The organism is Daejeonella sp. JGW-45 (assembly GCF_029360805.1).
Classification (GTDB): Bacteria; Bacteroidota; Bacteroidia; order Sphingobacteriales; family Sphingobacteriaceae; genus Daejeonella.
This window is the reverse complement of sequence record NZ_JARKNC010000010.1, coordinates 605,583-632,167: the sequence shown is the minus strand read 5'-3', so window position 1 is coordinate 632,167 and position 26,585 is coordinate 605,583. Positions and strand designations below refer to the sequence as shown.

The 26,585-nt window shown below is 41.9% G+C and carries 29 protein-coding genes; 1 reads left to right on the top strand and 28 read right to left on the bottom strand.

The annotated features are described in order from the left end of the window. Window positions 1-5: 5 nt before the first annotated feature. From P2W76_RS16460 to P2W76_RS16420, 9 genes are all read right to left on the bottom strand, one after another. Window positions 6-407 carry a hypothetical protein gene (locus P2W76_RS16460; protein WP_276348993.1) on the bottom strand — a complete coding sequence of 134 codons (402 nt, stop codon included), beginning with the start codon at window positions 405-407 and terminating at the stop codon, window positions 6-8. 330 nt (window positions 408-737) lie between these two features. Then, window positions 738-2,174, bottom strand: a complete 1,437-nt coding sequence (locus tag P2W76_RS16455; RefSeq protein WP_276348992.1) for a hypothetical protein — start codon at window positions 2,172-2,174, stop codon at window positions 738-740. A gap of 16 nt (window positions 2,175-2,190) precedes the next feature. Then, window positions 2,191-3,048: a hypothetical protein gene (locus tag P2W76_RS16450; RefSeq protein WP_276348991.1), complete on the bottom strand. Its 858-nt coding sequence runs from the start codon at window positions 3,046-3,048 to the stop codon at window positions 2,191-2,193. Window positions 3,049-3,262: 214 nt separating this feature from the next. Beyond that, entirely contained in the window at window positions 3,263-3,970 is a 708-nt protein-coding gene (locus P2W76_RS16445; protein ID WP_276348990.1) for a hypothetical protein, read from the bottom strand. Then, window positions 3,970-5,025, bottom strand: coding sequence for a hypothetical protein (locus P2W76_RS16440; RefSeq protein ID WP_276348989.1), 1,056 nt, complete (start codon window positions 5,023-5,025; stop codon window positions 3,970-3,972). The genes P2W76_RS16445 and P2W76_RS16440 overlap by 1 nt, the downstream gene beginning before the upstream one ends. After that, window positions 4,974-6,950 (bottom strand): N-6 DNA methylase, encoded by a 1,977-nt coding sequence (locus P2W76_RS16435; RefSeq protein WP_276348988.1) that lies wholly within the window; start codon window positions 6,948-6,950, stop codon window positions 4,974-4,976. Before P2W76_RS16435 ends, P2W76_RS16440 begins: the two co-directional genes overlap by 52 nt. A gap of 308 nt (window positions 6,951-7,258) precedes the next feature. Beyond that, complete coding sequence (locus P2W76_RS16430; protein ID WP_276348987.1) at window positions 7,259-9,775, bottom strand: S8 family peptidase; 2,517 nt, start codon at window positions 9,773-9,775, stop codon at window positions 7,259-7,261. After that, a complete protein-coding gene (locus P2W76_RS16425; RefSeq protein WP_276348986.1) occupies window positions 9,776-10,774 on the bottom strand; it encodes an ATP-binding protein in 999 nt (332 codons plus the stop codon). Between the two features lie 192 nt (window positions 10,775-10,966). Then, window positions 10,967-11,110 carry a hypothetical protein gene (locus tag P2W76_RS16420; RefSeq protein WP_276348985.1) on the bottom strand — a complete coding sequence of 48 codons (144 nt, stop codon included), beginning with the start codon at window positions 11,108-11,110 and terminating at the stop codon, window positions 10,967-10,969. A 231-nt stretch (window positions 11,111-11,341) separates the two neighbouring features. Between P2W76_RS16420 and P2W76_RS16415 the strand changes: the two genes are divergently transcribed. Next, entirely contained in the window at window positions 11,342-11,569 is a 228-nt protein-coding gene (locus P2W76_RS16415) for a hypothetical protein (protein WP_276348984.1), read from the top strand. Window positions 11,570-11,749: 180 nt separating this feature from the next. Here the strand turns inward: P2W76_RS16415 and P2W76_RS16410 are convergent, their stop codons facing one another. The 19 genes from P2W76_RS16410 to P2W76_RS16320 form a co-directional block, all read right to left on the bottom strand. After that, on the bottom strand, window positions 11,750-11,950 hold the full coding sequence (locus P2W76_RS16410; protein ID WP_276348983.1) for a hypothetical protein: 201 nt from the start codon (window positions 11,948-11,950) through the stop codon (window positions 11,750-11,752). 230 nt (window positions 11,951-12,180) lie between these two features. Then, the gene (locus P2W76_RS16405) at window positions 12,181-13,059 is read right to left on the bottom strand and encodes a hypothetical protein (RefSeq protein WP_276348982.1); all 879 of its coding nucleotides are present in this window, start codon (window positions 13,057-13,059) and stop codon (window positions 12,181-12,183) included. Between the two features lie 46 nt (window positions 13,060-13,105). Then, window positions 13,106-13,438 carry a hypothetical protein gene (locus P2W76_RS16400; RefSeq protein WP_276348981.1) on the bottom strand — a complete coding sequence of 111 codons (333 nt, stop codon included), beginning with the start codon at window positions 13,436-13,438 and terminating at the stop codon, window positions 13,106-13,108. A gap of 31 nt (window positions 13,439-13,469) precedes the next feature. Further along, window positions 13,470-13,844, bottom strand: a complete 375-nt coding sequence (locus tag P2W76_RS16395; RefSeq protein WP_276348980.1) for a hypothetical protein — start codon at window positions 13,842-13,844, stop codon at window positions 13,470-13,472. Between the two features lie 266 nt (window positions 13,845-14,110). Next, window positions 14,111-14,917 carry a DUF4099 domain-containing protein gene (locus P2W76_RS16390; RefSeq protein WP_276348979.1) on the bottom strand — a complete coding sequence of 269 codons (807 nt, stop codon included), beginning with the start codon at window positions 14,915-14,917 and terminating at the stop codon, window positions 14,111-14,113. 22 nt (window positions 14,918-14,939) lie between these two features. Next, the gene (locus P2W76_RS16385) at window positions 14,940-16,127 is read right to left on the bottom strand and encodes a zincin-like metallopeptidase domain-containing protein (protein WP_276348978.1); all 1,188 of its coding nucleotides are present in this window, start codon (window positions 16,125-16,127) and stop codon (window positions 14,940-14,942) included. Continuing rightward, entirely contained in the window at window positions 16,114-16,275 is a 162-nt protein-coding gene (locus tag P2W76_RS16380; protein ID WP_276348977.1) for a hypothetical protein, read from the bottom strand. Before P2W76_RS16380 ends, P2W76_RS16385 begins: the two co-directional genes overlap by 14 nt. 5 nt (window positions 16,276-16,280) lie before the next feature. Next, window positions 16,281-16,817 (bottom strand): M23 family metallopeptidase, encoded by a 537-nt coding sequence (locus P2W76_RS16375; protein WP_276348976.1) that lies wholly within the window; start codon window positions 16,815-16,817, stop codon window positions 16,281-16,283. After that, window positions 16,814-17,242, bottom strand: a complete 429-nt coding sequence (locus P2W76_RS16370; RefSeq protein WP_276348975.1) for a hypothetical protein — start codon at window positions 17,240-17,242, stop codon at window positions 16,814-16,816. The genes P2W76_RS16375 and P2W76_RS16370 overlap by 4 nt, the downstream gene beginning before the upstream one ends. Window positions 17,243-17,291: 49 nt before the next feature. Next, window positions 17,292-17,720 carry a hypothetical protein gene (locus tag P2W76_RS16365; RefSeq protein WP_276348974.1) on the bottom strand — a complete coding sequence of 143 codons (429 nt, stop codon included), beginning with the start codon at window positions 17,718-17,720 and terminating at the stop codon, window positions 17,292-17,294. 100 nt (window positions 17,721-17,820) lie between these two features. Further along, window positions 17,821-19,860 (bottom strand): TraM recognition domain-containing protein, encoded by a 2,040-nt coding sequence (locus P2W76_RS16360; RefSeq protein ID WP_276348973.1) that lies wholly within the window; start codon window positions 19,858-19,860, stop codon window positions 17,821-17,823. Window positions 19,861-20,043: 183 nt separating this feature from the next. Further along, window positions 20,044-20,814 carry a hypothetical protein gene (locus tag P2W76_RS16355; protein WP_276348972.1) on the bottom strand — a complete coding sequence of 257 codons (771 nt, stop codon included), beginning with the start codon at window positions 20,812-20,814 and terminating at the stop codon, window positions 20,044-20,046. 18 nt (window positions 20,815-20,832) lie between these two features. Next, window positions 20,833-21,666 (bottom strand): conjugative transposon protein TraN, encoded by an 834-nt coding sequence (gene traN, locus P2W76_RS16350; RefSeq protein WP_276348971.1) that lies wholly within the window; start codon window positions 21,664-21,666, stop codon window positions 20,833-20,835. Between the two features lie 10 nt (window positions 21,667-21,676). Continuing rightward, complete coding sequence (gene traM / locus P2W76_RS16345) at window positions 21,677-22,897, bottom strand: conjugative transposon protein TraM (protein WP_276348970.1); 1,221 nt, start codon at window positions 22,895-22,897, stop codon at window positions 21,677-21,679. Then, on the bottom strand, window positions 22,894-23,319 hold the full coding sequence (locus tag P2W76_RS16340; RefSeq protein WP_276348969.1) for a hypothetical protein: 426 nt from the start codon (window positions 23,317-23,319) through the stop codon (window positions 22,894-22,896). Before P2W76_RS16340 ends, traM begins: the two co-directional genes overlap by 4 nt. After that, window positions 23,297-23,917: a conjugative transposon protein TraK gene (gene traK, locus P2W76_RS16335; protein WP_276348968.1), complete on the bottom strand. Its 621-nt coding sequence runs from the start codon at window positions 23,915-23,917 to the stop codon at window positions 23,297-23,299. Before traK ends, P2W76_RS16340 begins: the two co-directional genes overlap by 23 nt. A 66-nt stretch (window positions 23,918-23,983) precedes the next feature. Next, window positions 23,984-25,126 (bottom strand): plasmid transfer protein, encoded by a 1,143-nt coding sequence (locus tag P2W76_RS16330; protein ID WP_276348967.1) that lies wholly within the window; start codon window positions 25,124-25,126, stop codon window positions 23,984-23,986. Between the two features lie 10 nt (window positions 25,127-25,136). After that, window positions 25,137-25,916, bottom strand: coding sequence for a hypothetical protein (locus P2W76_RS16325; RefSeq protein WP_276348966.1), 780 nt, complete (start codon window positions 25,914-25,916; stop codon window positions 25,137-25,139). 2 nt (window positions 25,917-25,918) lie between these two features. Then, window positions 25,919-26,581 carry a hypothetical protein gene (locus tag P2W76_RS16320; RefSeq protein WP_276348965.1) on the bottom strand — a complete coding sequence of 221 codons (663 nt, stop codon included), beginning with the start codon at window positions 26,579-26,581 and terminating at the stop codon, window positions 25,919-25,921. Between the last annotated feature and the right edge of the window lie 4 nt (window positions 26,582-26,585).

The window sequence follows — 26,585 nt, the reverse complement described above, 5'->3', positions numbered from 1 at the left end:
CATTCTTAAGACTGTTTGGTACCACGCTTTTTTCGGATCTTAATATGCAAGTCAGTCTCAGCAACTTCGATCATTGTTTCCAGTGCAATGTTCTTCAATTGGGAGTGTGCAAGTGCCTTAGTCAATTCTTCTATCTTCCTGATGAGTAATTTTGATTCTTGACTTTCGGTCATAGCCGATGGCTTTCGAGAACTTTGTGCATTTAGCAATGTAACCAAATTGTCCTTGCGTTGCCAATGAATTATGGTAGTTCGTGGTATACCGTATCTTCTGCTTGCTTCCCGCTGACCAATTAAACCTAATTTAAGTTCTTTTAAAATTTTGCTCTTGGTATTCTCGTCTAATCTACCCCACGCCTTCCGTTTTTCGATAGTGACTTTTCCCTTGATAATCGTTTTTGTTTTCATGTATGCTTGGCTTTAATGACAAGCTATGTCAGGACGAGACAGGATGAGCAAACTTCGGCAACATTAAAAGGCGGGACGTCTCCCTCCGCTGTTCTTAAAAATCCACAGATAAAATCTTTTTCCCCTTCTGAAAGCGATACACCATCGGTAGCCCGCTGGAAAAGATCTGTTAATATGTTGTGCAACCGCAGATCCTCGCCAGGATTCTCCCAATTGGGTTTTATTTCAGATGATGTATACTTACCAATCATAATTACAAAAATAAAGTTTCTCGTGCCGACTCATTAATAAAGAAGAGATTCTTTCGAATTAAAAGATCGTTACTCATAATTATTCTGGAGAGCTATTGTCAAAAAACTTAGTTTCATCTTCACTTTGAGGAATCAAGACCATTGTAAGTGAATTTAAGACACTGAATGGGTGTGGTATACCGTAAACCAGCATTTGCTTTTTATCATAGAAAATGTGCGCGATATCAGGAAAGCAATCCGGGTCAACCGGGTATTTAGCGTCAGGGTTATGGTACATGACCAGACCATCACCCCAAGCCTCTTCATAATCTTCGTCGGCTATGTTTTTAGCCATACGTATTGGGGTAATAGAATTTGGATCGGGATTGTAAACATCCATGAAGCGGATCATCTGTGTGTCCGCACGCCCTAACCCTGCCAGCTGGCCCATTCGGTTAAAAGTGGTTAAGGTAGCACTATTGGAAAAAAGAACGACGCTTACATTTTCAGCATCCGGCAAAAGAAAAAAACCGGATTCTATTTTTTTGCCTTTCCATTCGTGCCAGTGCACAGATTCATAATCCTGGCTAACGCCATGCTTTGTTTGGCGAACTCCCAACACTACTTCACCATTTTCATCAAGTGTATATTTCGGCCTTACGCCGAAAAGATAATCGATCAGTGCATTCCTCGACCAGGTCATCGAACCCAGTTTTTCAGGAGTGGATGCTTGATGAAAATCGTGTATGGCAATTATGAAAGGCTTGCCCGAAACGTGGTTTTTAAGCCAGTATTTTTTTCTTAGTTTGGAAATCAGCGAGCTGCCATATTTGATCGGCATGTAATCCCGGCTGAGTAAAAAGGCATCAGTCATATTTTGCGGATTAGGCTCATCAAACTGTGTACTTTTGTTTACCGTCACCGCTTCGATAGCGAAATCTTCTCCGTAATAGGATACCAGGTAATCCGGAGCGCTTTTGCTTTTGTCAAAATCAAATCCGGCAGAATACAGGTAAACATACAGGTACAGTTCCCATAACCTGGCATCAAATCCTGTTGTCTGGAAATCCTTAATGTAGTTGCCATCAACGTCCATAAAGCTGTAGACGATCTCATTGATCATGTTTCGCGCCCCTTCATGCCCTCGTTGATCCAGTAAGGATTTGAAATAGGGATGTAACTTGTCTACGGGTACCTGTGGCTGCAAAAATTCATGAGGCAGCATCTTTTCATCCCCTTGTTCATAAACCTCCTGCCCGTCATTTTCATATTTTGCAAAAGCCTCTATTAGCGCCTCTTCTGCCTCATCCTGTGTTTCAAAGGTATGGTTAGCAAAATCCCAGGCCCTGAATATTTTACGCTTATCCCTAGCCAGTATCATATATAAGTATTCCCCGTCAGTGTCTATAACAACCGTTCCCAGTAATTTGACATTAAAGGCTTCGTACCAGGCCAGCTCTTTAAAGCTATACAGGAGGAAAGGCAGGCGTACATAACAAAAGGCATTAAACCGGCGTAAGGAGATTTTCCTAATCATGGTGTTTCTAATATGCTTATCTGCCCAACGGCAAGCATTGATATATTATTTTACCTGTTGGATCTGCTCCCTGTTGCATCATCAGCAACGGCAGCGCTTCCGGCATAACGAAATCTGCCAGCAGGTCGCGGTATTGTTCAATGGCACCCTGATCATAGATCCAGATAAAAGGTTGGATCAATATCTGCTCATACCGGGCATGAAGTAGAGGTTCATCGAATTTCTTCTCTTTCCACTTTTTCTCAATCCGGTGTGTGAGGACGATACGTAAACCTTCGCGGTCAGTGATGCGGTCGTGATCCAGGTTGACATTTAAAATATCTATCAAAACCTTTTGACCATCCGGGCGGATCAGTAATAGATCCGCATCCTTACCTTTATTGTCGATCATCCCGTTTTTGTGGATGTAATGATGTTTAAGAGAGCTGGGGCGTGCCGGGGCAAATGCTTTAATCAATTGCACGGTGCTTAGAAGTTCGCCTACACGATCAAGGTATTTCGCCTGATTATCCCAGAAAAGTCCTTCCATCTGATCTTTCAGTTGGCGGAATAAAACAGGATCATTATCAGTTAGGACCGAAAATTCAGACAATTTAGCCTCCAGTAATGAAAGTAGTCCCCAGGCTACCTTTTTCCTCCTGTCATTTCCTCCGACCGTATCAATCACCTGGATAAAGTGGTCATAAAAAGTAGCATTATAACTTGCTCTGGTAATTTCAATATCCCGGTTTCTTCTGGTCAGTTTTGCATTCACTTCCTGCATCTTATCTTTCGAGATGTAAACTTTGCCGAGGTTGGGAAAATGATGATCCAAATGATCTTGCCAATCAATATCCAAGGGCTCGGTTATTTCATCCCCACTGTGTTTTTCCATTGTGAATCTAGTTATCAGCATCTATTATTACCTACTACCTCTGTTCACATCCTAGCAGCGTTTGTAAAATCTGGAAGTTGCGTACAAAGAGATAGACATATTTTCTCACAGTAAAAGTGATTGAATCATCAAAATCACAAGTAGATACGCTAAGATTCTCGACTCAAACATAGTTTTACCAAAAGCTACTTAACGAATTTCCGTCCAGTCTACCTTAATTAAGTTCAATCCAATAATGCAACAAACTTATATCCTTTAATGTGCGCCGCGTATGTGTTGAACTATATTTATAAATCTTATTTTTCTTAAATTCTGTGTCATGCACAAGTTTATCGCAGTTATCCCAGACGATTGTATCATTGGAGTTTAACACTATTTGTTCATCAACCCAGTCGTTAATAGTGGAATGCCAGTGTATATGATTGTTTTCTTGTATATATGCCAGCATTATACTAAAAGCAAGGTTTTCCTTACCTGCGTGTTTCTCGCATTTAAATCGCTCTATGCCGCCCATCTTGGACTTGCTTTTATAACACACGTATTCGCTGTCCTCTCTTTTCGGTTGTTTAGGAGTTGGAAGTCTCTTAGCTTCTATAAAACAAATCACGCGATGGTTTGAATATTTCCTCGCGATTATGCCAATATCTGTTGTGGCATTGGCTTCTGGGGTTTTAGATTGAGGCTCAAAATCAAACTGACTATTCAAATTTCTGAAGAAGCGGCCAAAGGTAATGGTTATATCATCTTCTTGTTCCAACCTTTCCTTTTTTGTCAATCTAGCATTCTTGTATTCATTTTCAGCTTCTAATAAAAATGCCGGATAAGCCTCAATATTATTATCAATTAATGTAACCAGCGAACCATAAATTACCTCTGATGGCAGAGCGTTCTCAATGCTTGTATTTGTGTGGGGCTTCTGCACTAATTTTCACCTCCTATTATATCATTAAAAGTGTCGTCAGCATCTCTCAACGCTATAGATTTAAGCCAATATTTTAGCTTTTTGGGCTTTACAAAAGTAATAGTGTCGTTATTTGCGTATAAGCGCATTATCCTGTTACTGATGGAATTATAACCGGACTGTTGCTTCAATAATGCGCTTATTTCTATATCGCTGTTGATAAAGCGATATTCATGAGATTGCATGCTGTAGTAGAATTCACATGCATAAAAGACGCTACCTTCATATATCGTCTTTAACTTAAGCTCTCTATCATCTTGTTTATAGATAGAGTTGATAGTGTCACAAAAAATACCGGCATAGTTCAAAAGAACCGGTTTGTCGGCCGTAGTTGTGTTTATTATGGCAGCTTCTCCTTCATACCAAGATGGGTATATATAATCTAAAGCATCATTCAGTACTATTGCTTCTTCTGTGGAAAGACCGATATCTTCTTTGTTTAAAGGAATAACCCATTTGTCAATATCCCCTTTTTGGATGACAGACGTGTCGCCGAGGAAGAATTGAGCACATGTCGCCAGAGTTTGTAACGAATAAATTCTCTGATTTTTTTTTAAGACATTAAATAGTCTCCTCAGACCATCTTCCTTGGATATTGGCACACTAATTCCTACTATTCGCGAGTCAAATGGGGTGTCAACATTATGATAAGCCAAAGGGATTTTTGTTTTACTGATTTCCTCCTTAATAGTTATTAGGGGTGCCTGGTATAATATTCTCTTTCTAGGTCTCTCGAATCTTTGATTGGAGTCAATATTTACGAAGCGATAATTTTCAGAGGAAAAATTTTTGGCTATCAAATTTGGTTGCGATGTAATAAAGTCCGCGGACTGCGATCCTTCCGCACTGCTTCGGCTATAACCTTCTCCATATCGTTCCTTCTCAATCAATAGATGATCTTTAAGATAAGATTTCAAAGCGGTTTTCTCCTCATTGTTTGTACCTAATGATTCAATCAAATAATTCACTCTACTGCCACCAAGTAAATTGCACCGCCAAATATTTTCATCATCCAATGCCTTAGCTTTAGGTACCTCGTGAAAATCATAATAATCAAACTCAAAAACAACCCGTCTTTTGTATTTTTCAGGAGCCTTGAAATGATATGGTTGACTATGTAATCATCCTTCTGTTCTTTCTTATAAAAAATGGCAGCTGTTTCAACCAGGGCGTTTTCAAAAAGGACATTCTTCAATAATGTGAAATCGATTATCTGATGAACATAAAAGCTATTTAATATTGCCTTTTTAAATTGTTGTGATTTTTTATTTTGATTGTAAAGAAACGATGTTGATTTCTGTATAAAGCACAAATCAGCGCCATCTTTCAATAGTACAGCACTAGCTTCCAAAAACATTAAAGCAATTTGGCGGTCTGGTACCCCCGCCTTGAATTCAAAGTTAATTTGCTTGAGTTTATCCACATAACTCTGATAAATATCTATATTCTTTTTATTGATTGATTGGAAAGGAGGATTTCCGATAACCAAATCAAACGTGCCGTGGAGATTTTTCTTTTCTGGCAAAAAATCAAAGAAATCTATCTCAAAGATATTGTCATTTAAATCATCAAAAACTTTTTCTTCACTCCAGTTCCATAGCTCGTTGTTAGGTACAATTTGGCATAGCGCAAGTTGAAGACTGAATTTTGTGAGTTTAACAGCTGTTTTATTTTTATCTACGCCATAGATATTTTTCGACAGAATTTTTTTCACATCTTTTAATTGGATGTTAGCTTTATCTAAGGGTTTCCCCTTTACACCTTGCTGAATACGCCATCTTTGTACAAGCCGCTTATATGCCGACGTAATAAAGATCCCCGAACCGCAGCTTACATCTATGAGTTTGATATTGTATGCTTTATCCTGCCACTTGTTCGAGAGCGGCAGGCACTCGTCTATTAGAAGATTAACTAGGAAACTCGGTGTATAAACAGTTCCTGCATTTTCCTCTGTTTTGGGAATGAACTGTTCATAAAAGTTACTTATTAATTCAATGGGTATATCTTTAAATGAATATATATTCCACAAGGCTATTTGACGGTTATTGCTTAATTTACCATCTAAATGCTCAGCTAAAAGGGATAAGTCAAACGTTTCCAGTAATCTCCTATTCTCTTGGCCCTCAAAACTGAATACATTACCGCTAAAATGGTCTTGCAATTTATCCAGCAAAGTTATGATCTCGCCATTCCGCAATATCTCACTTAAGGTATCAAACTTTAAATTGCTTCTTCTATAAAAATCCCTTGCATAATTGTTGTTTTCATCTTTACCGTTTTCTTCTAGATATTTTATTAATATACATTTGAACAGTAGATCATCAGCCAGTTCTTGTGGGAAGTCATTTTTTACAAAGGTTTTTATAAATCCATTTCTGATATCAGTGAGGACTTGTACCAACTTCTCATAGGCCGATTGATTATTTAGGAAGCTTTTTGATGCCTGCTTACTTTCCCAGAATAAACCATAATTTAAGTGCCTTGCGGAAAAATAGCTATTTAAGCTTTCGAGGCTATCTAGGCTTTCCTTTTTAAACAGACATGAGATATTTGTGATTTCACCTTGCTTGGTTGCAACAACAGGCTTTCTACAGTCATATATCGTAATGTGCGTTTCATCGATAAAACAAATTAAAGGAACTTGACAACTGCTGTAAACCTTTTTGTGTATATCAACTATTTCCTCTTTGCTCCGTTGTTTCTGGGTATTGTCGTAAAAATAAACCTGGGGGACGCAATACCTATTATCATCATAATACCTGAAATAAACAGCGTCAACATCATAGATCTCAGCAAATTCCAGAGCCATATAGTGTTTCGGGTGAAGATTTTCGGAAATATTATTTACAAAAACAATCTCAGGCAAAGGCTGATCCTCAAATGAGAAATCAAGTTTTTCTAATGTATCTATTAGGGAGTCGTTTTTGTTTGGGTTCTGCATATCTTAGAAATTGGCAAAAGTACATTTAAGGAATTTAATTCTTAAGATTACAATCCCCCGCTTGGTAATATTTGCCGTTACACCATAATGAGTTTTAACCAGGACAATCTACGATTTTATAACTAAATATTTTAGCAAAAAGTTCTAGACTCAGAAATTTTAGTGGATACATCATACTATAACGGAGTCGGTAATGTACTTAAATCGTTTGGCGCTTTTAGCTTTCAAACAGCTGCAAGATGGCTGTGATCATACTTATTAGAAAAACGACGTAATAAGAGCTGCATAATATCTCGCAGTGCTTCAAATCAAATCACTACTTGAATTTGCTGCTCAACTTCAACCTGGTTGACTGCCCTGATCCGTTCATAGATTTCCAGTTCACCATCAAGCACTTCGAGGCTTACGGCAAAAGAAAAAGGCACTTCCTCGAAAAGATCTCTTTCCCATCCTTTATGGCCGATAACGGCGAAGGATAATTGTTCCGGCAAAGTATTGGATTTAACAACAATCCAATCTTTCTGCGTTGCGCTGTCTTGTCTTTTTAATCCTTTTACCGTACCCCATCCTGGGTTTGACCAGACAGACCATTTAATTGAATTGTTATCCTCCACTGAGTCAGCTTCAGGATCTTCCATGTGTTTCAATACCCTGGCTTTAAACGGATCGTATAATTCGCCGATCTTTGATGATTCCCAACTGAGCCAAGACGACAAATAAGATTGCGTTCTCCTGCGTGTTCGACGGGGTTTAGCCGTGTAACATAATGTTACCTCGATGAGGATATCAAAATCCTCTCCCGGCCGTCTGAGCTCCTGTGGAATGTAAATCGTGTAAAGGTTGGCGACGCCCGGTTTTACAGTTGCACTTTCCACAAGGGTAACCCTCCTTTCGGAGTTTTCCGTTGCTCTGTTCAAATTGGGCATACCGTATCCAAACATCCGCATGGCTGTCAGGGTGGGTGTCCTGAATAAGTTTTGAGGCAATCTGGCTGATTGTATTATTAATGTTTTATATAGTAATGCACTTTCATTAGGGAATGCCGCCTGTAATTTGGAAGCGATATGCGTTACCTTCGGAGCAGAAAACGAAGTCCCGACCGTTCCCCGGTCAACTCCGGTTCCACCAGCTCGTACTAGCAGCGGATTAATTGAGTTTTCATAGGATAGGTTAGTGCCCAGCTTCTCTCTAACCCAATCACCGCCGTATTCGACAACTTCCGGTTTAATACCACCCCATAGTCCTAAACCAGTTCTTGAGAATGAGGATATTGTGTCACGCTGGCCAAAAGAGATCCTGTCAGGGTCTTCAAAGTCACCAAGACATACTGACCCGACCGTTATGGCAAATTTGCTTTGGGCAGGATCGGCGATTCGGCAACTTGCTTCCAGCAGATACTGTGGATAGTTTCTTCCAGCAGCCACATGTTCCATGATGCCGGGATTAGTAACCACACCTGTGGATTTTTTTAAATTACCAGCAGACACAATGAACAGCACTTCTTCTTCATGCGACAACTGATCAATGGCGGCGGCCCAGGGAGACATATGTACCAACCGGCAAGGTATGGTCGTATTTATGGAAAGATTAAATATTTTTGAATCAACAAAATTGTAAACGATATCGCCCATTAACGCTGGAGGATAAAGTTGGGAGGACATCATATTATCGCGATTTAACACCCTGGCATTTAGAATAAAACAATGCAGCTGGTGCGACCCCTGAGCCGGGATATCCTCGCCGTACAGCACCGCTCCGGTAACCCTAGTACCATGTCCGCCCTGCGCAACCAAATCGGCCGTTGTCGCATCAAAAGGATCGTAGTTTACAGATTCCAGGGCTAAAATCGCCGGTGCTAACAGGCGGTGGTTTTCCTGCATCCCGCTGTCAATAATACATATTTTAGGGGCATTATCTTGCGGGGCTACGATGTCCAGATCATTTTCAACCACTTCCCCGTCAATGATTAAAGGAGCATCAACCTCAACGTATTCAATCACTTCAAAGACGTAAGGATAGTTCAGGACAAAATCTTTTAAAGCCTGTCCCGGCAAAGTGACCCGAAAACAAAAGCTATCTTCAAATTGCACACTTTCAGGGTTGATGTCAGCACTATATACCGATAAAAATTCCTGGATCGATTCTGCCCGTTCATCCGCAAGATCAGATTTCTGAAGCTCTATCTCCTGAATTTTGGCTTCCCATCTTGCCGGCTTCGCCTGGTAGTGTTGTTCTTCCTCCCCTTCCTCCATAACAGGCTGAGGGGGTTTATTTATATAACACGCGACGGAGATATCCACAATAAGCGTATCATCGTCCGCAATGTTTGGCCATTTTGCAAAGAGCTCTTCAGAAAGGATTTGCTGGGCGCGCCATTGGTTTCCAGCAACGATCTGCCATAACTGTGCAGCCTGGTTCTTGAATTTTCCTTCTTCGTTAATGAATTTATCGATCTTGGCATGTAAGGAAGTAAAGCCATCACTGCTGGCACCGATTATAAATCCATCCAGTTCTTCTGCGATGATCTCAATTCCCATGCCGCGAAGGGATTCGATGTTAAACAACTTGGTATCAACCTGCAAAAATATGGGGATGGCGTCCTGCCCCGGCAGGTCCGGTAAACCTGCTGCTCTTCGCTCGTCGATGACCTTGCTCCGATCATCCCTCAGCCCCGTAGTGATGTTCTTCAGGCTTTGTCCGTGCTGGCCTCTGTTTGCAAGATTATTGCTGGTTCGGGGATCAAGAGCGTTGTTGCCCCCACCTTTCGGCGGTTTATGGATACCGGTGATGGTTTGTACTAATGGCAGATGCGGGAATTCTGCCATTTATGATTTGATATATAATTGATTCTCTTTTAAAGATTCGTCAAAATAGCAAGCATCGACGCTATCATTGCCTTTTATAACTGACAGCTTGGCCGCGTCATTAGCTATTTTTACGATCAGAGCAGCAGAGAAGCCAACCATCTTTCCGGCTAAGACACTCCATTTTATTTCTTTGGACGTTTTGATAGATCCTAAAGTGGATTTCAAAATTTCAGTGATCTCAGACCTGCCAGGCTTGGGCATCTCAATAATATCGTCAAACCTCCTGAATAAAGCCCTGTCAATGGAACCTTCCAAATTGGTAGTTGCAATAATGATTCCTGGGCCATCGTAATCTTCTAGCACATTCAATAAAATATTGACTACCCGGTGCATTTCGCCCACATCCTGTTTGTTGTCACGCGCTTTTGCTATAAAATCAAATTCATCTAACAACAGTACACAAGGATAGCTTTTAATAGCTTCAAACAGCAACTTTAAATTAGAGGCCGATTCACCTAGGTAAGAGGATATGATGGCTTCAAATTTTACCTTTAAAAAGGGCAGCCCGATATTCCAGGCGATCCTTTCTGCGCTCATACTTTTACCGCAGCCGGGAGAACCGTGCATTAAGATTCTTTTCCTCGGTTTTAATCCAAAATGGGCCAAGCGCTCACGCGCAACGTATTCCTTTTCTATGCGCTGGATCTTTTCTTCAACCTCTGGAGACAGGATCATTTCATAACGAAGCTGCTCACGGGGTATCTCGTTGGCTAAGGGTATATTGTTTCTTTTGTCGGTAGGGATGCTAACGTGACTGCCAAGTATGTTTTTGAGTTCACCTTTAAAAGACTGGTGATAATTAATATTCTTGTCAAGTATGTTTTTTAGACGGTCAGCTAAGCGCATGTGTCCCTTCTTGCGTTCATCATCAATAATAACCTCGGCGACTTTAACTATATCGTCCTTTGGCTCCCCATCGATGGAACGGAACAATCTGATCATTAAGTCCTGGTTCATAATAAAATGTTTCTTGTAGCGATGATTTTAACGTTCTTTAAATATATAAAATTTCCTTTTTATACCTAGCTCAAAGGTACTTTATAATGGTCAAGATCGCGACCAAATTACCAAGTATTTAAATACCGTTTCTATGTTTCGCGCGCAACTTATTTGTTATCACCCTGAATATTTATTTAGTAAACATGCCTATTACTGAGTCTTATTGGGGTTATTTATTACAGCGATCTGGGATAAATACCAGTCGTCCGATGCTATTAACAGTTTATTGACGCACTGTAAGGAACGATTATTTATTTCGATAACACCCTTAGCTTCGATATAGACTTTTGTCATATATTTAACGGGGCGGCTTTCTGAATAGCAATTGTCCATTGCCGTATCTGTGATCAACAGGCAATGCTCTGGGGATCATTGTCTCTAATAAATTATTGTTTTCTTCAAACACCTTAGAATACAAAATCAGAGTATCGATGAGCCATTTACTTTGTTGTTTGTACTAAATTTCGTAAATTTGAGTAAGCGTTATCTATTGTAATTTGGTTAGCTAATTAAAGCAATAAGGCTATGAGAACAATACTTCTTTTCCTACTCACCTCAATTATCGTTACCGGCATTATGCTGGCCGGTATAAGCATGAAAAATTCCACGATTGCTGTACCTGTTGCTTTTGGTGTATTGTTTCTGCTTGTGTTATATATTAACTCCAGATCGAAAAAACGCGCTCAGCGTAAACAGAAAGAGCGTCAGTTCGAGCAATGGATTTATGACCAAAAGAAACGTCATTCATATTAATTTTTCTTTTTTTAGCTGGTAAATAATTTTCTTATTCACCTTCCAATTTCTCATGTAAGCACCCGTTTTTTGTTGCTCCCAGAGCAATGTTTTTGCATAGCCCATAATAGTTATTGGGAGTTCGTAATCTTAATGTACCCATGCTGGAAAAACTTAAGTGTAAACTAGATCTGAGTTTGGTCAGAGGATATCATTTATGGTAAAATCCACTGGCTTATCATCGATTAACAGTGTAATCCGGCAATTGTAACCGGGGGTACCCATACTTTCAACCTTGAATCTTTTGCCTGACAAATTATAATAGGGAGAGACTGGATCCAGATTTAGCGTAGCTGTTCCGGATGCTCTGACCCGGTCGACCTTTTGTAGTAAACGTTTCATTTTATAAGATTTAAAGTGGTAGTGATCAGCGTCCAGGCGGGCGGGAATGATAAAGCCTGGCATGAACAGCCCAGCCGTTTGAAAAACGGGAAGTTTAGGGCTGTTCTTTCCAGGCTTGGGTGCCTGAAGGTGTGCGGGACTTCCGGCGCTAAAGCGTACCCAGCGTAAACATGGTACATATGCGCAAAGGGATATCCGCTCTCCTGCAAGTCAAGGGAAATTACTAGGACTTACCTCCCTATAGTTTTGGCGCTTGCTAGTTCCGGCTCTTGCTTCCACGGTTGTTCCGTCTTTTCCGGAGCTGACTGGGTTACAGCATTTTTTTCATTTTTTACCCCAGCTGAAGTTTCCGCTTTTGCGTTTTGAGCAGCCGCTCGTTCAGGAAAGATCTCTTCATCGCGGATCTCTCTCCCGTTTTTATCGTAGATATCAATGGTTTTCATCTGAGGGTTAGCTGCAAGCATTACCGGTATTGATTTTTTTCCGATTGTAAGTTCCGCATCCTGGAAGTTGCCATATTTCAAGGTTTTTAATACTTCTTCTTTTTTGATTGCATCTTCTAAGCCTTTCAACGGATATTTAGCCAGGCTGTCCGACAAGTTGTATTGATATTCGGGGTAGAATGTACGTAATGGGTGGTTACCGTAAGCATCCGTAACGTCAAGATTTAATTTAAACCACACCTTTGTTTTCTCTGGCTTTTCAGCATTTTTTTCTTCGCTGTTCTGTTTTGGATAAACATCCTTTTCAAAAGATAAGCCAGATAATAGTTTCCATGCCTGTAAAGCCGTGATACGATGATCTCTTTCCAAGTCAAATGTTTGTATGCGCGGCACAGGCTCTCCTTGTTTACGGAGAGTAACCAGGTAATCATTCAGGAAGTACATATCGCTTTCTTTGGCTTTGTTAAAATTCAGTTCAAACCGAATATGGTCTGTTCTTGGTATGTTCTGATCTTTTACTTCAGCGGGCCTATGAGTATTGTTTAAACCCAAGGTAAACCGGGGAATCTCCCGGCGGATAGCAGTTTCCAGGACATCATTAAGCCGGGTTCCAAAACCCAGGTTATCCAGAACTTTTTTAAGGTAATCGAGATTTTTTTCGTTCATGATAATTTGATTTTAATAAGTGAATAAATAGAAAATTGAGTGATGATTAAAAGAGGCTCATTTGATTGGTTGGAGATCTAGGCTCATAGCCGTTTTCTTTGGCCAGCATCTCACCAATTTCGGTTACAAGCTGCTGAACTGTTTCATTGGTGGTATCTTCCAGGAGGACACTGTGAAAGAAATGTGAACGATATCCAGTTTCGCTGATAATTTTAGAGTCAGAGCGAAATTCGATGTGGCTAACCAGCGGACCTTCATCTTTGAGCTTTAGTTGCTCTTCTTTTATTCTTGGCCAGTAATAGGCATAGTTCACATCAACCGCATGGCCAAATATGTTTACTTTCAACAACGTGTTGATCTTAAATTGCTCTGGAATCATAAGTTTAGTGTTTAGCGCTGTTATCTTTTTATCAAGGTGCTTCTTTGAGAAGTTCAAGAAAAGTGGTAAACCCTGCTTTTGGTTTATGGGTACGGATGCCTGCCCGAAGACTACATTTCTGTTCAAAGAAGTGAAGAGAAAATATTGGCTCGGGTATTCGGAAAGTCTTACTGTTGTACTGTGCAATAATTATATCCTGATGCATATGAAAATCAGCATCCTTTCCTTTAGCCCATAAAGCAACTTTGCAGTCCGCGATCCTTCCTAATACATCATTTCCAAAAACAGTATGCAGACGGGCGTTAGGAAATCTGGATCGGAGCATCTCAACCTGACTGGCTACAGGGCATAGACCAAGCGCTGAAAATGCAACGTTACCTGGCTTTGCCAGCCAGTCTGTATTCATGCTACAAAAACTTAGGACTTCTATCGCTGAATAAAAAAGAAAGTTATGTTTGACTGTATGTGGATGATGAGCACCCGCACACCAAATCCCGGTTGTTGACGGAATAAGGCTACCATATGCATTTATGACTTCCCTTTTTTTTCGGTTAATTGCCTGATCTGTATAGGAAAACTGTAATTCTGTTTCAGAGCTTACTTCCAGCCAAGGTTCAAAAAAATGCTGCACTGGGGACTTGATACCCAAAGCCGCTAAAAAAGGGAGCATGATTACCTGGAGGTTCCACGTCCGTACCCCCGATTATGCTGTGATTTACGATTATTGTCCTGAAGCCGAACATCAGGATTTGGTGGCATGTTCTCAATCCGTTGTTTTTCAATTTCCCTTCTTGCCTGATTATAGGCTTCAGAATATTCGTCCTTTTGGGGATTAGGATTATTTAAGATATTCCGGAGACCTCTTATAACTAAATAGGAAAGACCGCCATCTAATAGTACAGAAAGCACCAGTGCGGCACGGTCAGATAGTATTCCTTTTCGTTCACTAGCCCGATGCTGTAATAATGTTCCATCGGAAAGCTGTACGGGGCCGCCATTCCGATACAGTTCCTTTTGAATATCCGAAAGTGTCTCCCCATTAACTTTCTCCGGTACTTTGACCCTATCGGGGTCATAGGATATAAATTCCTTGGTTTCAGGATCGTATTCGATCACCCAGGACTTTTTCTTACCCTCCGGTGTATGGTAGGTTTTTTGAACATTGCTGAGCGTACCAAGTTCCAACTGGTCGGCTTCTACATCTACCAGTAAAGGATGTTTCTGCGCTTCTTTGTAAATTGGATGAAGTTGAATTGTTATCTTTCCTTCCGGCGTTCTGTCCAGTGATAGTTTGGCGTCCAGTCTTTCGATACGAAAGCCATCACTTTGCAGTTCATTAAGAGTAATGAGGTCTGTTCGCCTGCCGGATAGCAAGGCATCCAGATCTTCACGTTCAAGTATTAGGCTACCATCCCGGTAAAGCCCCAGCTTTTCCAGATCAGTTATTGGCAGTTCCTTTTCAAAAAATATAGTTTCCATAAAGAAGGATTAAAGGGTTTGTCTAACGTTTAATGCCATAAGCCGCAATCTCAGGCTCTGGTGTTTGTAGTGGTTCGATAGTTTTTTGGACGGTTTTACCTGTAGCCAACTCCTGTTTAGCATGAAGTAAGGACCCATAAAGACCATCAGACCTGGAAAGGATAAAAGTGTTTCCATTGCTCTGATCTTCCATGCGGAGGCGGCCGTGTTTTAAATGCCCCTGAACTTTATATACAGTTTCCTTATAGGGAATTTCATCACCTATAGATAAGAATTTGGTGCTTATTTCTGCTTTTATTTCCTGCTTCCTTTCTATACTGCTCAGGTAGTTAAAGATTTTTTCGGCATCAGCAGCTGCACTATGGATCTCAAAGGGAGTTTCTTGTAACACCTTAATCCAGCTATCAACGTAAGCGGCATGCTGCGCTGGGTCATGGCCGATCCGGAGTTCCTGACCAATCAATAAGGAGGCGATCTCTGCCCGGAGTTCTTCACGGGCATAATCTTCAGTCCCGAACCTGTTCATGATACTCCGATCCAGACGGTCTGTATGCCCAGTCCAGTGCCCCAGTTCATGCAGGATGGTTGCGTAGTATTTACTTGGCTCATCAAATTGTTCGCGGAGAGGCATAGTAATCTGATCAGCTAATGGGCTGTAGAAAGCCCGGTCTCCTGCCCTGTGATGAATGACAGCCCCGGATTGTTTAATAAGGCTTTCTGCACGCTCAAGAGGATTCCAGGTTGAAGACTTGGTGTCTTGCCTTTCAAGAGAAGGAATGCCGTTTATCTGTTCAGCATTAAAAACCCAGGCCGAAGTAATAATCGGTTTATCGAGTTTTAAATTTATTTTCACGGCCTGCCCCTGTTCATTCAATACCGGTTTCCCTTTTTCATCTCGCTTGGTCTGTTGATCCGTCGTTTTAACAAATTGGATCATAGTGCCTTTTTCACCTTTTTTAACTTGCCAGTCACTGGCTGCAGCCTGCTTAAACGTCATCCATCGAGGATCCTCCCGTTCAGCCAGCAATAACATTAGAGTATTGATGCCTTTATAGCGATTACCCGTCTGGACATTATAAGGCAATTCAAAAGCTGGCAGATTTTCGCTGCTCCAGGGTTTTTGCCAGGGAGCAGTTCCTGCCTTAAGCTGTTCGATCAATTTTTCGGCGACCTGAATATGCAGGGCTTTTGCTTTTTCACCGGCCATCATCTACCTCCTCTTCTGCGGGCAAAAAATCGGATTGATCTACACCATAAACGGCTGCTTCATCTGGGTTTAAATCGATAGTTTCACCCTCTAGCAATTGATTGAGTTTATTCTCAAGTGATTGCTGGGCTTTCTTTAAATATTGTTTCATAAGTCTTAGTTTTTAGTGAATGGTGGGCTGGATACCTGTTGCTCCATTGCTCCTTTGAGAAAAAGCAACGGATGGATATACTTATCACCGAACACGATACTGAAATGCAAATGTTCCCCGGTCGCTCGTCCTGTGGATCCGGTAATACCAATCGGCTGACCGGCCAAAATCGTCTGATCAGTTTTGACAAGCGAATGAGAAAGATGCCCGTAAATGCTTTGAATATTCCCGTGGCCTATTCTCACATAATTGCCCAGAATGGGATGTTTGCCTGTTTCACAAACTATACCATCCATTATACTATAAACAGGGTCATTTCGGGCGGCTAGGTCCACCGCACGGTGAAAATCTGGTTTGCCAAGTATCGGCTGAATACGCCATCCAAAAGATGAAGTGACGATCAAATGTGCTAAGGGCAGACTGATATTGACTCCAGGAACGCCTGGCCGGTGAATATCCTGGGCGGTAATTTTTACTGGTGACAAAAGAAGCAGAAAAGTAATGCAGTTGATAACGCCTTTACCCCCAGCGTTCCAGTTCATCGGCTTATATTTGGACTTTGACCACGGTCTTGTTCATCGGTATAGCCACGGTCGATCCAGTCATCTACGAATACTATGGAAGCGATACGCACCGTTTCATTACTGATAGCAAGTTCCAATGCTTCTTTTATCTGACCTGAAGCTTGCAGTGCATAGACGTCAAGAATTCCCACAATATCCTTACTGTCCAGATAATCTATTCCATAAATAGCGGAACGAAGGCTTTCCAGTATTAAAGATGCTGGCTTTAATAAGAATAAAGCATCAGAGCTGTATAAGCCTATATTATTGTCATCAAAACGCACAAATACCTCATCATTCTCATGCACGACATTTGTAATCGTTCCCGTCTGCCCCTGCCTGTTAGCAGGATCCTGGGTCAGGTTGGGATGTACCATAACCACTTTATCTACCAATTCATCCATAACAATTTATTCTTTATAGCAGTTCATAAGTTTTAATAATTAAAACAACCTAACGAGCGTGAACAAAGTCCCGCTCTTCAGCCTGGATTTGTTCCCTGATTGGGTTGAGCTTATCCTGTAAGGGTATTGTGCTGTGAGATAAAGTCTGATAACTGGTCATAGCCAGTTCCATTGCATCTTTAATCTGTTTGGGTGAACCCGCTTCCAGGAGCATACTGATCCGTAGCATGGCCTTAAAATCCTGGGCATCCAGTTCCTGAACGTGGTTTAGCAGATCTTTATAGATTTCATTGTGTGGTTTTAATACAAGCAGTGCATCGACCGAATACAGACCTAAAGGCCCTTTGCCAAAACCCACAAATACTTCATCTTGTCCAAGATCTGCTGTGGCAACAATTCCAACATGACCCTGACGGTTCACAGGATCATTCATAAGCTCTGGGTGAACCAGAACTACAGTACCAGTTAATTCTTCCATGATAATTTGTTTTTTAAGGTTGGAAGGAGGGCTTCGCCGTTCTTCCATAACTTTAATTTTTAAGTGAAAAATGATTGAGTATCTTAAGCCGGAAAAAGACTTATTTTCTGAAGCCAGGCTTCATAGATCCTTTTGAAGTTGGGGCAGGCTGAGGCGCTGCCATAGGTTTAAACTGCCTGACCATCTCCTGTACTTCGCTATTTATCTTATTGAAATTTTGTAGCAGTACTTCTTCTTTCCGGCCTTTAAAATCATAGTAAGCAGGAAGCTCACGATATGCCTGTTCTTCTTTTTTGATCGCTTTTAAATCCAGATGGATTCGGCAGTTAACAGCGGAGGTTTCGTACTGGCCAGTAAACTTTTCTACCGCATCGGCAGCAAGAATGCCAACCATTTCTCCTGCTTTTAAAGAGGCGATCTTTCCGGCAGGAATCAAAGGCTCGAGTTTTTCGTTCAGGGATACAGATGTTTTAGTCCTGTCAATAGAGAGGCTTTCGCCTACTTGTTTAACCTTGCCAAACAGCCGCTCCAACCATTCCAGCGTTTCTTTATTTCGTACCGACCCTGAAAGTACATTACCTACTACAGCTGTTATGGTTGCGGCAGTTTCCTTTCCATATTGCTGCTTTAGCTGAGGCAATTCCTGAAGTCCCAAAAGAACAGCGGTCAAATTGGATCTGGCCTGGGCGATTAGATTTTCGATTTTATGGCAGTATAAAGTAGGTGCCTCATCGATTACCAAGCCTACTGGTATATTACCTCTGGAATTGACCAGCCGGGTTATCCGGTTAAGAATAACCGAGTAACAAGCCGAGTTTATACTCTGAGTATTTGGGTCATTTGCTAGTACAAGGACTCCCGGATGTGCCGGATCGCTGATCTTCAGATCGAAGTCATCACCGGAAAATACCCAAAAGGTTTCTTTAGTGGCCAGACGGCTAATAAAGATCTTAAGTGTTCCAACCTGACCTTCCAACTGATCAAAAGCACGAGCTTTATAGGCAGTCATAAAAGGGGATAGCAATGAAGCAAGTTCCTTATTGCTAAACAAGGTGCTGAATATGTCCTCATAAGACAGGTTAAGGAAAGCAAGTACATGAGGAAAACTTGAGTATTGCCCTCCATTATACTTACTGAAAAAGTAAATGCACGAGGCAAGGAAGTTGATGGCTGACTGGGTAAAAAACTGATCACTACCTCCTGATTTATCTCCTTTTTTCATCGCCTCGACCAGACCTTCAGCGGTTTCAGACGCATCAGCCAGGGTAGATAAATAAGCTGCCCGCCAGGGATTCAGACGCCTGCTTTTCTCTGGTTCACTAAGGTTGACTACGTGGAATTCATAATTCTTGCATTTTCCGTTTTGTTTAGCCAGTAAATAATGATAGTAAGCAACTTTACCCAGATCCGGAAACTTGAAATCGTATAAACATAACGTGAAGCTATTGGCCAGAAATTGCCTGATCACAGGCATTACTACGCCAAAACTTTTACCGCTGCCGGGTACTCCGCAAAGCAACGTTCCCCGAAATACGTTTTCCAGTACGATATAACCTTTATGGACTTTCTTCTTGTAATAAAATAATGTTGGAATATTAACTGCATAGGGAGTAATCTTTGGTTTTGTAGCCTGCATAAAGGATTCGCCCTCGACATTCCATTTATCCTTGCCCAAATTGGAGCTTATGATCTTAGATACATTATCCATTGCAACATGTATCAGGATGGCACCCAAAAAAGCGGATGCTATATACCCGATATCATACCAGTTCGTGTTAGGGAGAGGAACTCCGGCGGTTTTTCCATAGAACCAAAGTCCACCAATAAAAATCAACAGGCCTGCGGTTAGCGGATATACAATGGAATTTTTAGGGTTCAGGTCTTTTTTCTTCCGGCTGAGCGTTCCAACGGACACCAGGCAGATCAGGATCAGCGTAAACAGTTTGCTGTTCAGCGGATGGTGGTAGATAATGATCCTGTCGATGCGTTCTAAAAAATGGGAAAGGCCGTAGCGCACGCTCGCGGCATTGCCGATGATCTTGTGCGCATAAACGAACAGCAGGATGTCAAAGGCTACCGAAAGGTAAATACCGAATTGCAGGAAGCGATGCAGTGACTGCTGCTCTTTTGTTTCCTCCATAATAAGTGATTTAGAATTGTTCGATTAATTTAAATTCCCCTTCCGGGCTGCTGGTGCATGTCCAATGCATAGACATTATTGTGCCTACCAGTTCCCCAAAGTCAATTTGTTAAGGGTTAATATAAAGCGATCAGGGAGCGGTCGGCGTCCGGGATCGCCCTGGTTGATTCACAGGGTAATGCCTTACCGTTTGGGATGCTGGTGGTTTTGCCCGGCATCACGGTTCGCCTCAAAAAGGATAGCAAAATTGGTCTCGGCCAGCGGAACGATAGCTGCCCTTTGTTCCGCACGGAAATCATAGCGATCCAAGTAATAGCCGTCCTGTTTTTTAAAGTACCGCGCCAGCCCTACCGGGTCTAAATGGACAATACTTGGGGTCTGTACTGCCAAAACCCCGTCAGGGATCCCTGTCGCCCGCCAGTCGGGATGAAAGACCGATCGCGTCGAGGGGGAATAAAGAAAGGTCGCTTTTACATCATGTTCGTAAGGACTGATCTCATTCAGGGATATGGACGTTAACGGATCATCTTTGAGCCTCAATTGCCAGAGCCGAACGTCGATATAAAAGGTATGGCCGGCCATTTCTATGGTGGGGAGTTTCCCCATGAGCCGGTCATTCAGCTCCTGGTTCGCCAGTTGAAACCCGTAGCCGTTCTCCCGGCTTTCCAGGTTGATCCGGTCGCATTCTTCGTCCGAAGGCGTTTGAGCTAAGGCCGTCAATTCTTTAGGAAGCAGAATGAGTTCACGGTCGTCGCTAAGATGATTGTGCTGCTCCCAGTCGTATATCATCACGTGTTGGCCCCTGAACTTGGGTAGCTTGTCGAGTGCGATGGTATTAGGCGGAAAAGTTCCATTCTGAATAAGCGTACGCTGCGGAGCATCGATCAGGAAGACCACGCCCAGTTCGCCGATTACCACTTTGGGCAGGTAGATATTAAAGGGGTTTGTATCCATGATTTCTTGATGTTGGATTCAGAATGTATCTGCCTTCAGGATATCCTTGTATTTTACCGGAAGGGTAATCACCCTTCCGGAGAGTTGTTTTTCAGTGAGCTCGATGTTCAGCACCTTGTTTTCAGGGAACGTAACCTTTTTAAGCACATAAATATTTCGGAAGGTTTTATTGAAGCTGGTTCCGGGATAAAGCTGCCAGACTGGTTTAATTTCTATTGATTGTACGTTGGTAGCTTTATTAATCTTCTTATCCTCAATTTTGAAACGCAGCTCATCGATATCGTAAGCCAGGTTCGTCTCATTCTTATACGTTAAGTCCAGGAATATATCATCGCCTATGGTGTAAACATGGTTCAGCGTGGCTTTAAGCCCGTAAGCATTTTCTTTCCTTACAATAAACCTGCTGTGATCTTTTAATATTGCCAAAGCATAGCCTTTCATTTCCTGTCCTGTCAGGCTAATACCTGGCACGTCCAATGGACTCATTTGCTCTGGTAAAATTTGCACTTTCGAACTAATCACTGGATGCAGAACACCTGCATACCGAAGGTTATATTGTGCGATAAAGCTTTCTCCTATAATGGTAACCACGCCAATATAGCCTGCCTCAACATTCAGGGAATCAGTTTTAATTTTTATCCGAAGTATGTTCTTAACTGGCAGATCGCCTGCTATCCCCGATGTAGATATATCTACATAAATAATAGGTTCCGGCGAAATAAAATGAAGTGAAATTCCCTCGCTAATAAAAATATCCGGCAAGTCTTTTCGGTAGATACCAGGTACGCTTTGTGCATACACTTCCTGGAACAGGCTGAACACAACCAGTAAAATGACATATATCGTTTTCATAAAAAAAGATTTAATAGTTGTTTTGATTGGCTTTCAATTCGTCGGGATCTATGAGGTAGACTATCGTGTTATATTTGAGCTTTGCTTTATTCTGGCGAATCAGTTTGCTAACAGCGGTTGTTGTTGACTGAAACATTTTCTGAACCATACTCATAACCAATTGATTGTTATTTTCAGCTTGTTGTTGAAGCGTAATGCCCTGGCTGGTACTGCCGCCTAATTCCCTGGTAAATTCCCTGAAAGCTGAGGCCGGGACATACAGGCCCGGAAGCCCATCGTTGTCATAAACATCCAGTTTTACGGGCAGGATATTTTTTCCCTGCATGATCGTGGTAATGGTAAGGTTAACCCGCTGGCCACTAAAACCGGAGATCTGGGCAAACAAATAAGTGCCTTTTTTAACCAAAAAGCGTCCCGCCATCATATCCTCCAATAAGCGGATCCTTAAACGTGAGCCTGCATAGCCGGTAATGTCCTGGTCAATGATCGCAGTAATAAAAGTTTCGCTTTGATCGGCACTTATGGTGTTAAATACATGGGCATTAGCATCAGATTTACTGACAGACAATTTTTTCTTACTCTTCAAGTCTTTTTCCAACAGCTCGGCTTGTTGCTTCTGCTGCTGCTTTTCCTTGTAATCGGGGTCATTGGCTTTCCCCATACTATCAACTAAAGCCATTTGCTGTCGGAATAGCTGCATAGGATCTGTTTGTTCAGGTGCAGTCTGGCGATAACCGGTAACCGGAGGATGTTGGTTCATTTTTGCCAAAGCTTCTGCGAGAGCCTTATCCTGCTGTTCTGGCGATCTTAACTTCCTGATCGGGAGGGAAGCATCTGGAAAATTAGTATTGGAACCGATTGGCCTTTCCTGTGAGGCCATTCCATATTTTCGGTTCATGGCTTTTTCGATAGAGTCAAGCATTCGCTTTTCTTTATCATTATATAAAGAATTTGGATCCTGATTACTTGCCTGCTCTTCCTGGATCTGCCCGATAGCAGTATAACCATCTGCTTTTTTATACTCATTACGGTAAGCATCCAGCTTATCTGTTAGCGCCTGGTTTCTGACCTGATCAGATACACCGGCAAGGTTTACTTGCAGGGAGTCTTTACCTGCTTGTGGTGGTGTTTCTTTACCAAAGCTGCTCTTATAGACATAAAAGAAAATGCACACAAAAGGCAGTATAATCAGCGGTATAATGTACCGTGGCTTTTTAAAATCTATCTTCATGGCTTGGGGTTTAATTTTTTGTTAATGGATTCCAGCCTTTCGAATGCCGCTTTTAACAAAAGGCTATCGGCCTGATTCAGGCTGTCTTTTTTAAGAATAATTTCAACTTGACTTTGCAGCTCCAGTATTTCTTTCAAGGCAGTGCCGGTATTTAGTATCTGTCCCAACCCGGAAGTCATCTCGGCTCCGGCCTTCCCAATCCCTGATGGGGTTGATGCCTTCTTCTGACGCATTACCGAAAATGCAAGCACAACAGAGATGACGAGGCAGATCAGCATACCCATAAAAACTTGCCTTGGATATCTTTGCAAAAACTGGTTTCGTCGCTGTGAAAGCAGGGTAAAGTACCCTGCGAATTCTTTTCTTAGTTCACTGAACAGAGTAACCTGGTTATCCTGTTCAGAAATTGCTTTTCTGGACATTTTCAAGGTCTTGGTTTTCCAAAGTTTTCCAGCGCGTAATCAGTACGGCATGCGGATTATTGTCCGAGCGTTTTTTAAGATCACTTAGGTAGCCTTCGGTAATTAGAGAGCGTATTATGGTTGAACTTCTGCGGTCTATCTTTTGCGTACCGTAATAGCGGAAGTGCTTTTTTGCTTCATCCACATAAATGGAGTCTGTACGGACAGTAAGTACAGCACTTGAGGAAAGGATCGAATTAAAATATCCCTTTTCCTTTAAGTTATTATATTGGGCAGCACCGCTTTCATCAATCAGGTACATGGCCTGCTTCATCTGATATTCAATAAACTTATCGTCGGGAGTAAGATTAAAGAAGAGGGTGTGAAACAGATTAATATGTGCCCGGTATTCTGCCGCCCGGTTCATCTGTACATCCGTTTGCCTGGCCAAAAGCGGAACGCTGTTTGCATCCAGAAGGTAAACACTTTTACGGGCATCGGCTACCTGTTTGTAGGCAAAAAAGCAGACAATTAATACCATAATAATAGCCGTAAAGAAACTGCCCGCAGATAGGAATGTGGCCAGCCTGACCTTACTTTCAATATTTTTGATGATCATCGAGATTGGATTTAAAATAAATGGCCACCCGTTAGAGCAGCCAAATCGGAGTTAAAGAATAATGTGTTATGCTTTAGTAATCATGCGGGTCATCATGCGGGACATATTGGATGCTCCTCTACCCATTGAAGAAGCAGCGGAGGTAATACCAGAGGTGGAAACGATCCATGTGGATATACTGGGAACGGTAAGCATGGTCAGTGCCCCGATGATAAACGTTCCAATAACAATCCCGAAAGAGAGGACACCATTTCCTGCAAACACACTAAGTTTCTCCATGCTAGCTCCTGATGTACCAACCAGTTCCTGGTAACGGGTAATTTCTGCTTCCATAGCATATTGCTGAAAAAGGGATGCAACATACATTACCAAATACGCAATGCCAGAGTACAGATTGACAGATATAAAGCGTGCCACCCATGTGCTAAACGAATCCCGAAAAGCAGGCAGAATACTGACCGCTACTGAAAAAGGCCCGAGAATGATCAATATTGTTGAAAAAATGATCTGGATAATAAAGATCACATAAACGCATATACGCAAGAACCACAAAGCAATCGTTTCCAATAAGGAAGTTGCAAGCAGTTGCAGACCGACCTGTAAACGGTTGCGCATCTCTACAATCGGGTTCCAAACTTCGGAGAATCCTTCCTTTACAGAAGACCTGACGGATTCCCAAGCATTTTCATACCAGGTATCTGCCTCCTTTTTGGCCGTTTCCGTTTGGGCCTGTATAGTGAGCAACTGATCAGACACTTCAACCATGAGCTTGGCACGTTGGAGGCGAAGGTCATTCACTGCCGTCTGGCTACCGTCAAACATGGCTTCGGTTTTATTGGCAATCACATCAGTCGGAAAAGCAACCACCCTTGTAAAAGTCGACCACCAGAGAATAACCATTACCAGGCCGAAAGGCCGTAAGAGCGGCATAATCTCCAGCTTTTTATCGCCCGACATCATCTCATACGATTTGATAGCAAAGAAAATGAGCATAAAGATTGCTGACAGTGCCTGTGCATCTGCAACGAAAGCATCGTAATGCGTCCACATAGTGTTCTTCATCTGTTTTAAAAAGTGCATTGTTCCTTCCTCATATACTCCATTCCCTTGTAGAAAATTAAATGTATCCTTGAAAGAGTCCGGGACATTCACGGGCTGACCCTGCACAAAAAAACCGGCGAGGCCGGTTATTATTTGGATTGTTGTCATAGCTATTCGTTTAAAGCTTGGATTTGTTCAGTACATCATCTGCGATCTGTTTATCCGTTCTGTACCCAGTATTTTTCTCAATCGGGACGCCCCGCCCTTTAACTTTATCCGCTGACTCCGCTAGAGAAAGATATAGTCTTGCATTTTGCTTCTTGGTGTCCCATGCTGCAGCCAGCTTGCGGTATTCGGACAGGAGGCGATGATAAGCTAACATACGGGATCCTCTATCTACAGTAGTATTACGTGCAGCATCCAGCCGTTCATTCAAGGCATGACTTTCTTCCTGGTACCAACTCAATACCCCGCTACGGTTCAGATAATCCTTTTCTTTTTGGGTAAGGCCGTTTAGTAATTCGTCATCCTGTTGATTTATTAGAGGATCGAATTCATGCCGATAGTACAACAACCATAATGGGTCGGCAGCAGAGGTTATGCCGGAATAGTTGACTGCTTCGGTGACTGCCGTATTTCGCAAAGTGTCTGCTTGTAATTTATAAGTATTCTCCGTGTTTTGCATCGCAGCAACAAAAATCAGACGTTGAGTCTGGGGCCCTATTGGTCCCAAGGGGCGCAGATCTTTTTTCTGGTAATCAGGATACCAGGCCCAGGTTAGCCAGTACAAGGGATTAAGACTTAAAAAACCAGGTTTTGGAGTAAATTTATTCTTATCCCACTGTTTAAACACCATCCGCTCTTGCTGATAACGGATAGATTCATCATTGATCACCATTTGTGCAAAAGCGAACCTGCAGCCTAAGAGGAGCAGGATTAATATTCGTATTATTTTCATCGTTATTTTTTTAGGAGGTTATATTTAAACAGGATATCATTTACCAGTCTGGTGTCCTGGTTGATAAAATCACGGTATGGGTTGGCTGTCTTCAGTACTCCATTCACTTTTGCCCAGTACATGGATCGACTCATACTGTAACATAAAGCCCGCATTACCCTTAGCTCCAGGATAACTTTGCGGAGAAGCGCATCTCGTTTTTCAAAATCCATCAGAACATTATCACCTTCTTTTAAGATGAACCCGGATACTTCGCTGACCAGGTTAACGCCACGCGATTTCATCTGCCGGGCAACATCTTCGGCAAACAAAAGCAATACAGGATTTGACTTTGCAATCGCAATCATATCGTTGCTTTCCTGAATGATTTCGTTGGAGATCTGCCCGATCTGTATGACTGTCAAACCGCTTTTGAGCGCCTGGTTTACTTGAGTTAAAGAGTTACGGATGAGCGTTTGTACCATTACAACGGAAGTGATATTAAGGTTAATATCATCCAGCCGGTTATTGATCGTATTCAGGTAGTTATTGTTTGTATTTTCGGCTACTAGGCGGACTGCTCCGTTTTCATTAACCGTTGCAAAGTGCCTGGGATCAAAAACCACAACCTGGGCAAAACCAGACAACCAGCCAACCCATAGTAAAAAAAAAAGAAGGTGTTTCATAAGA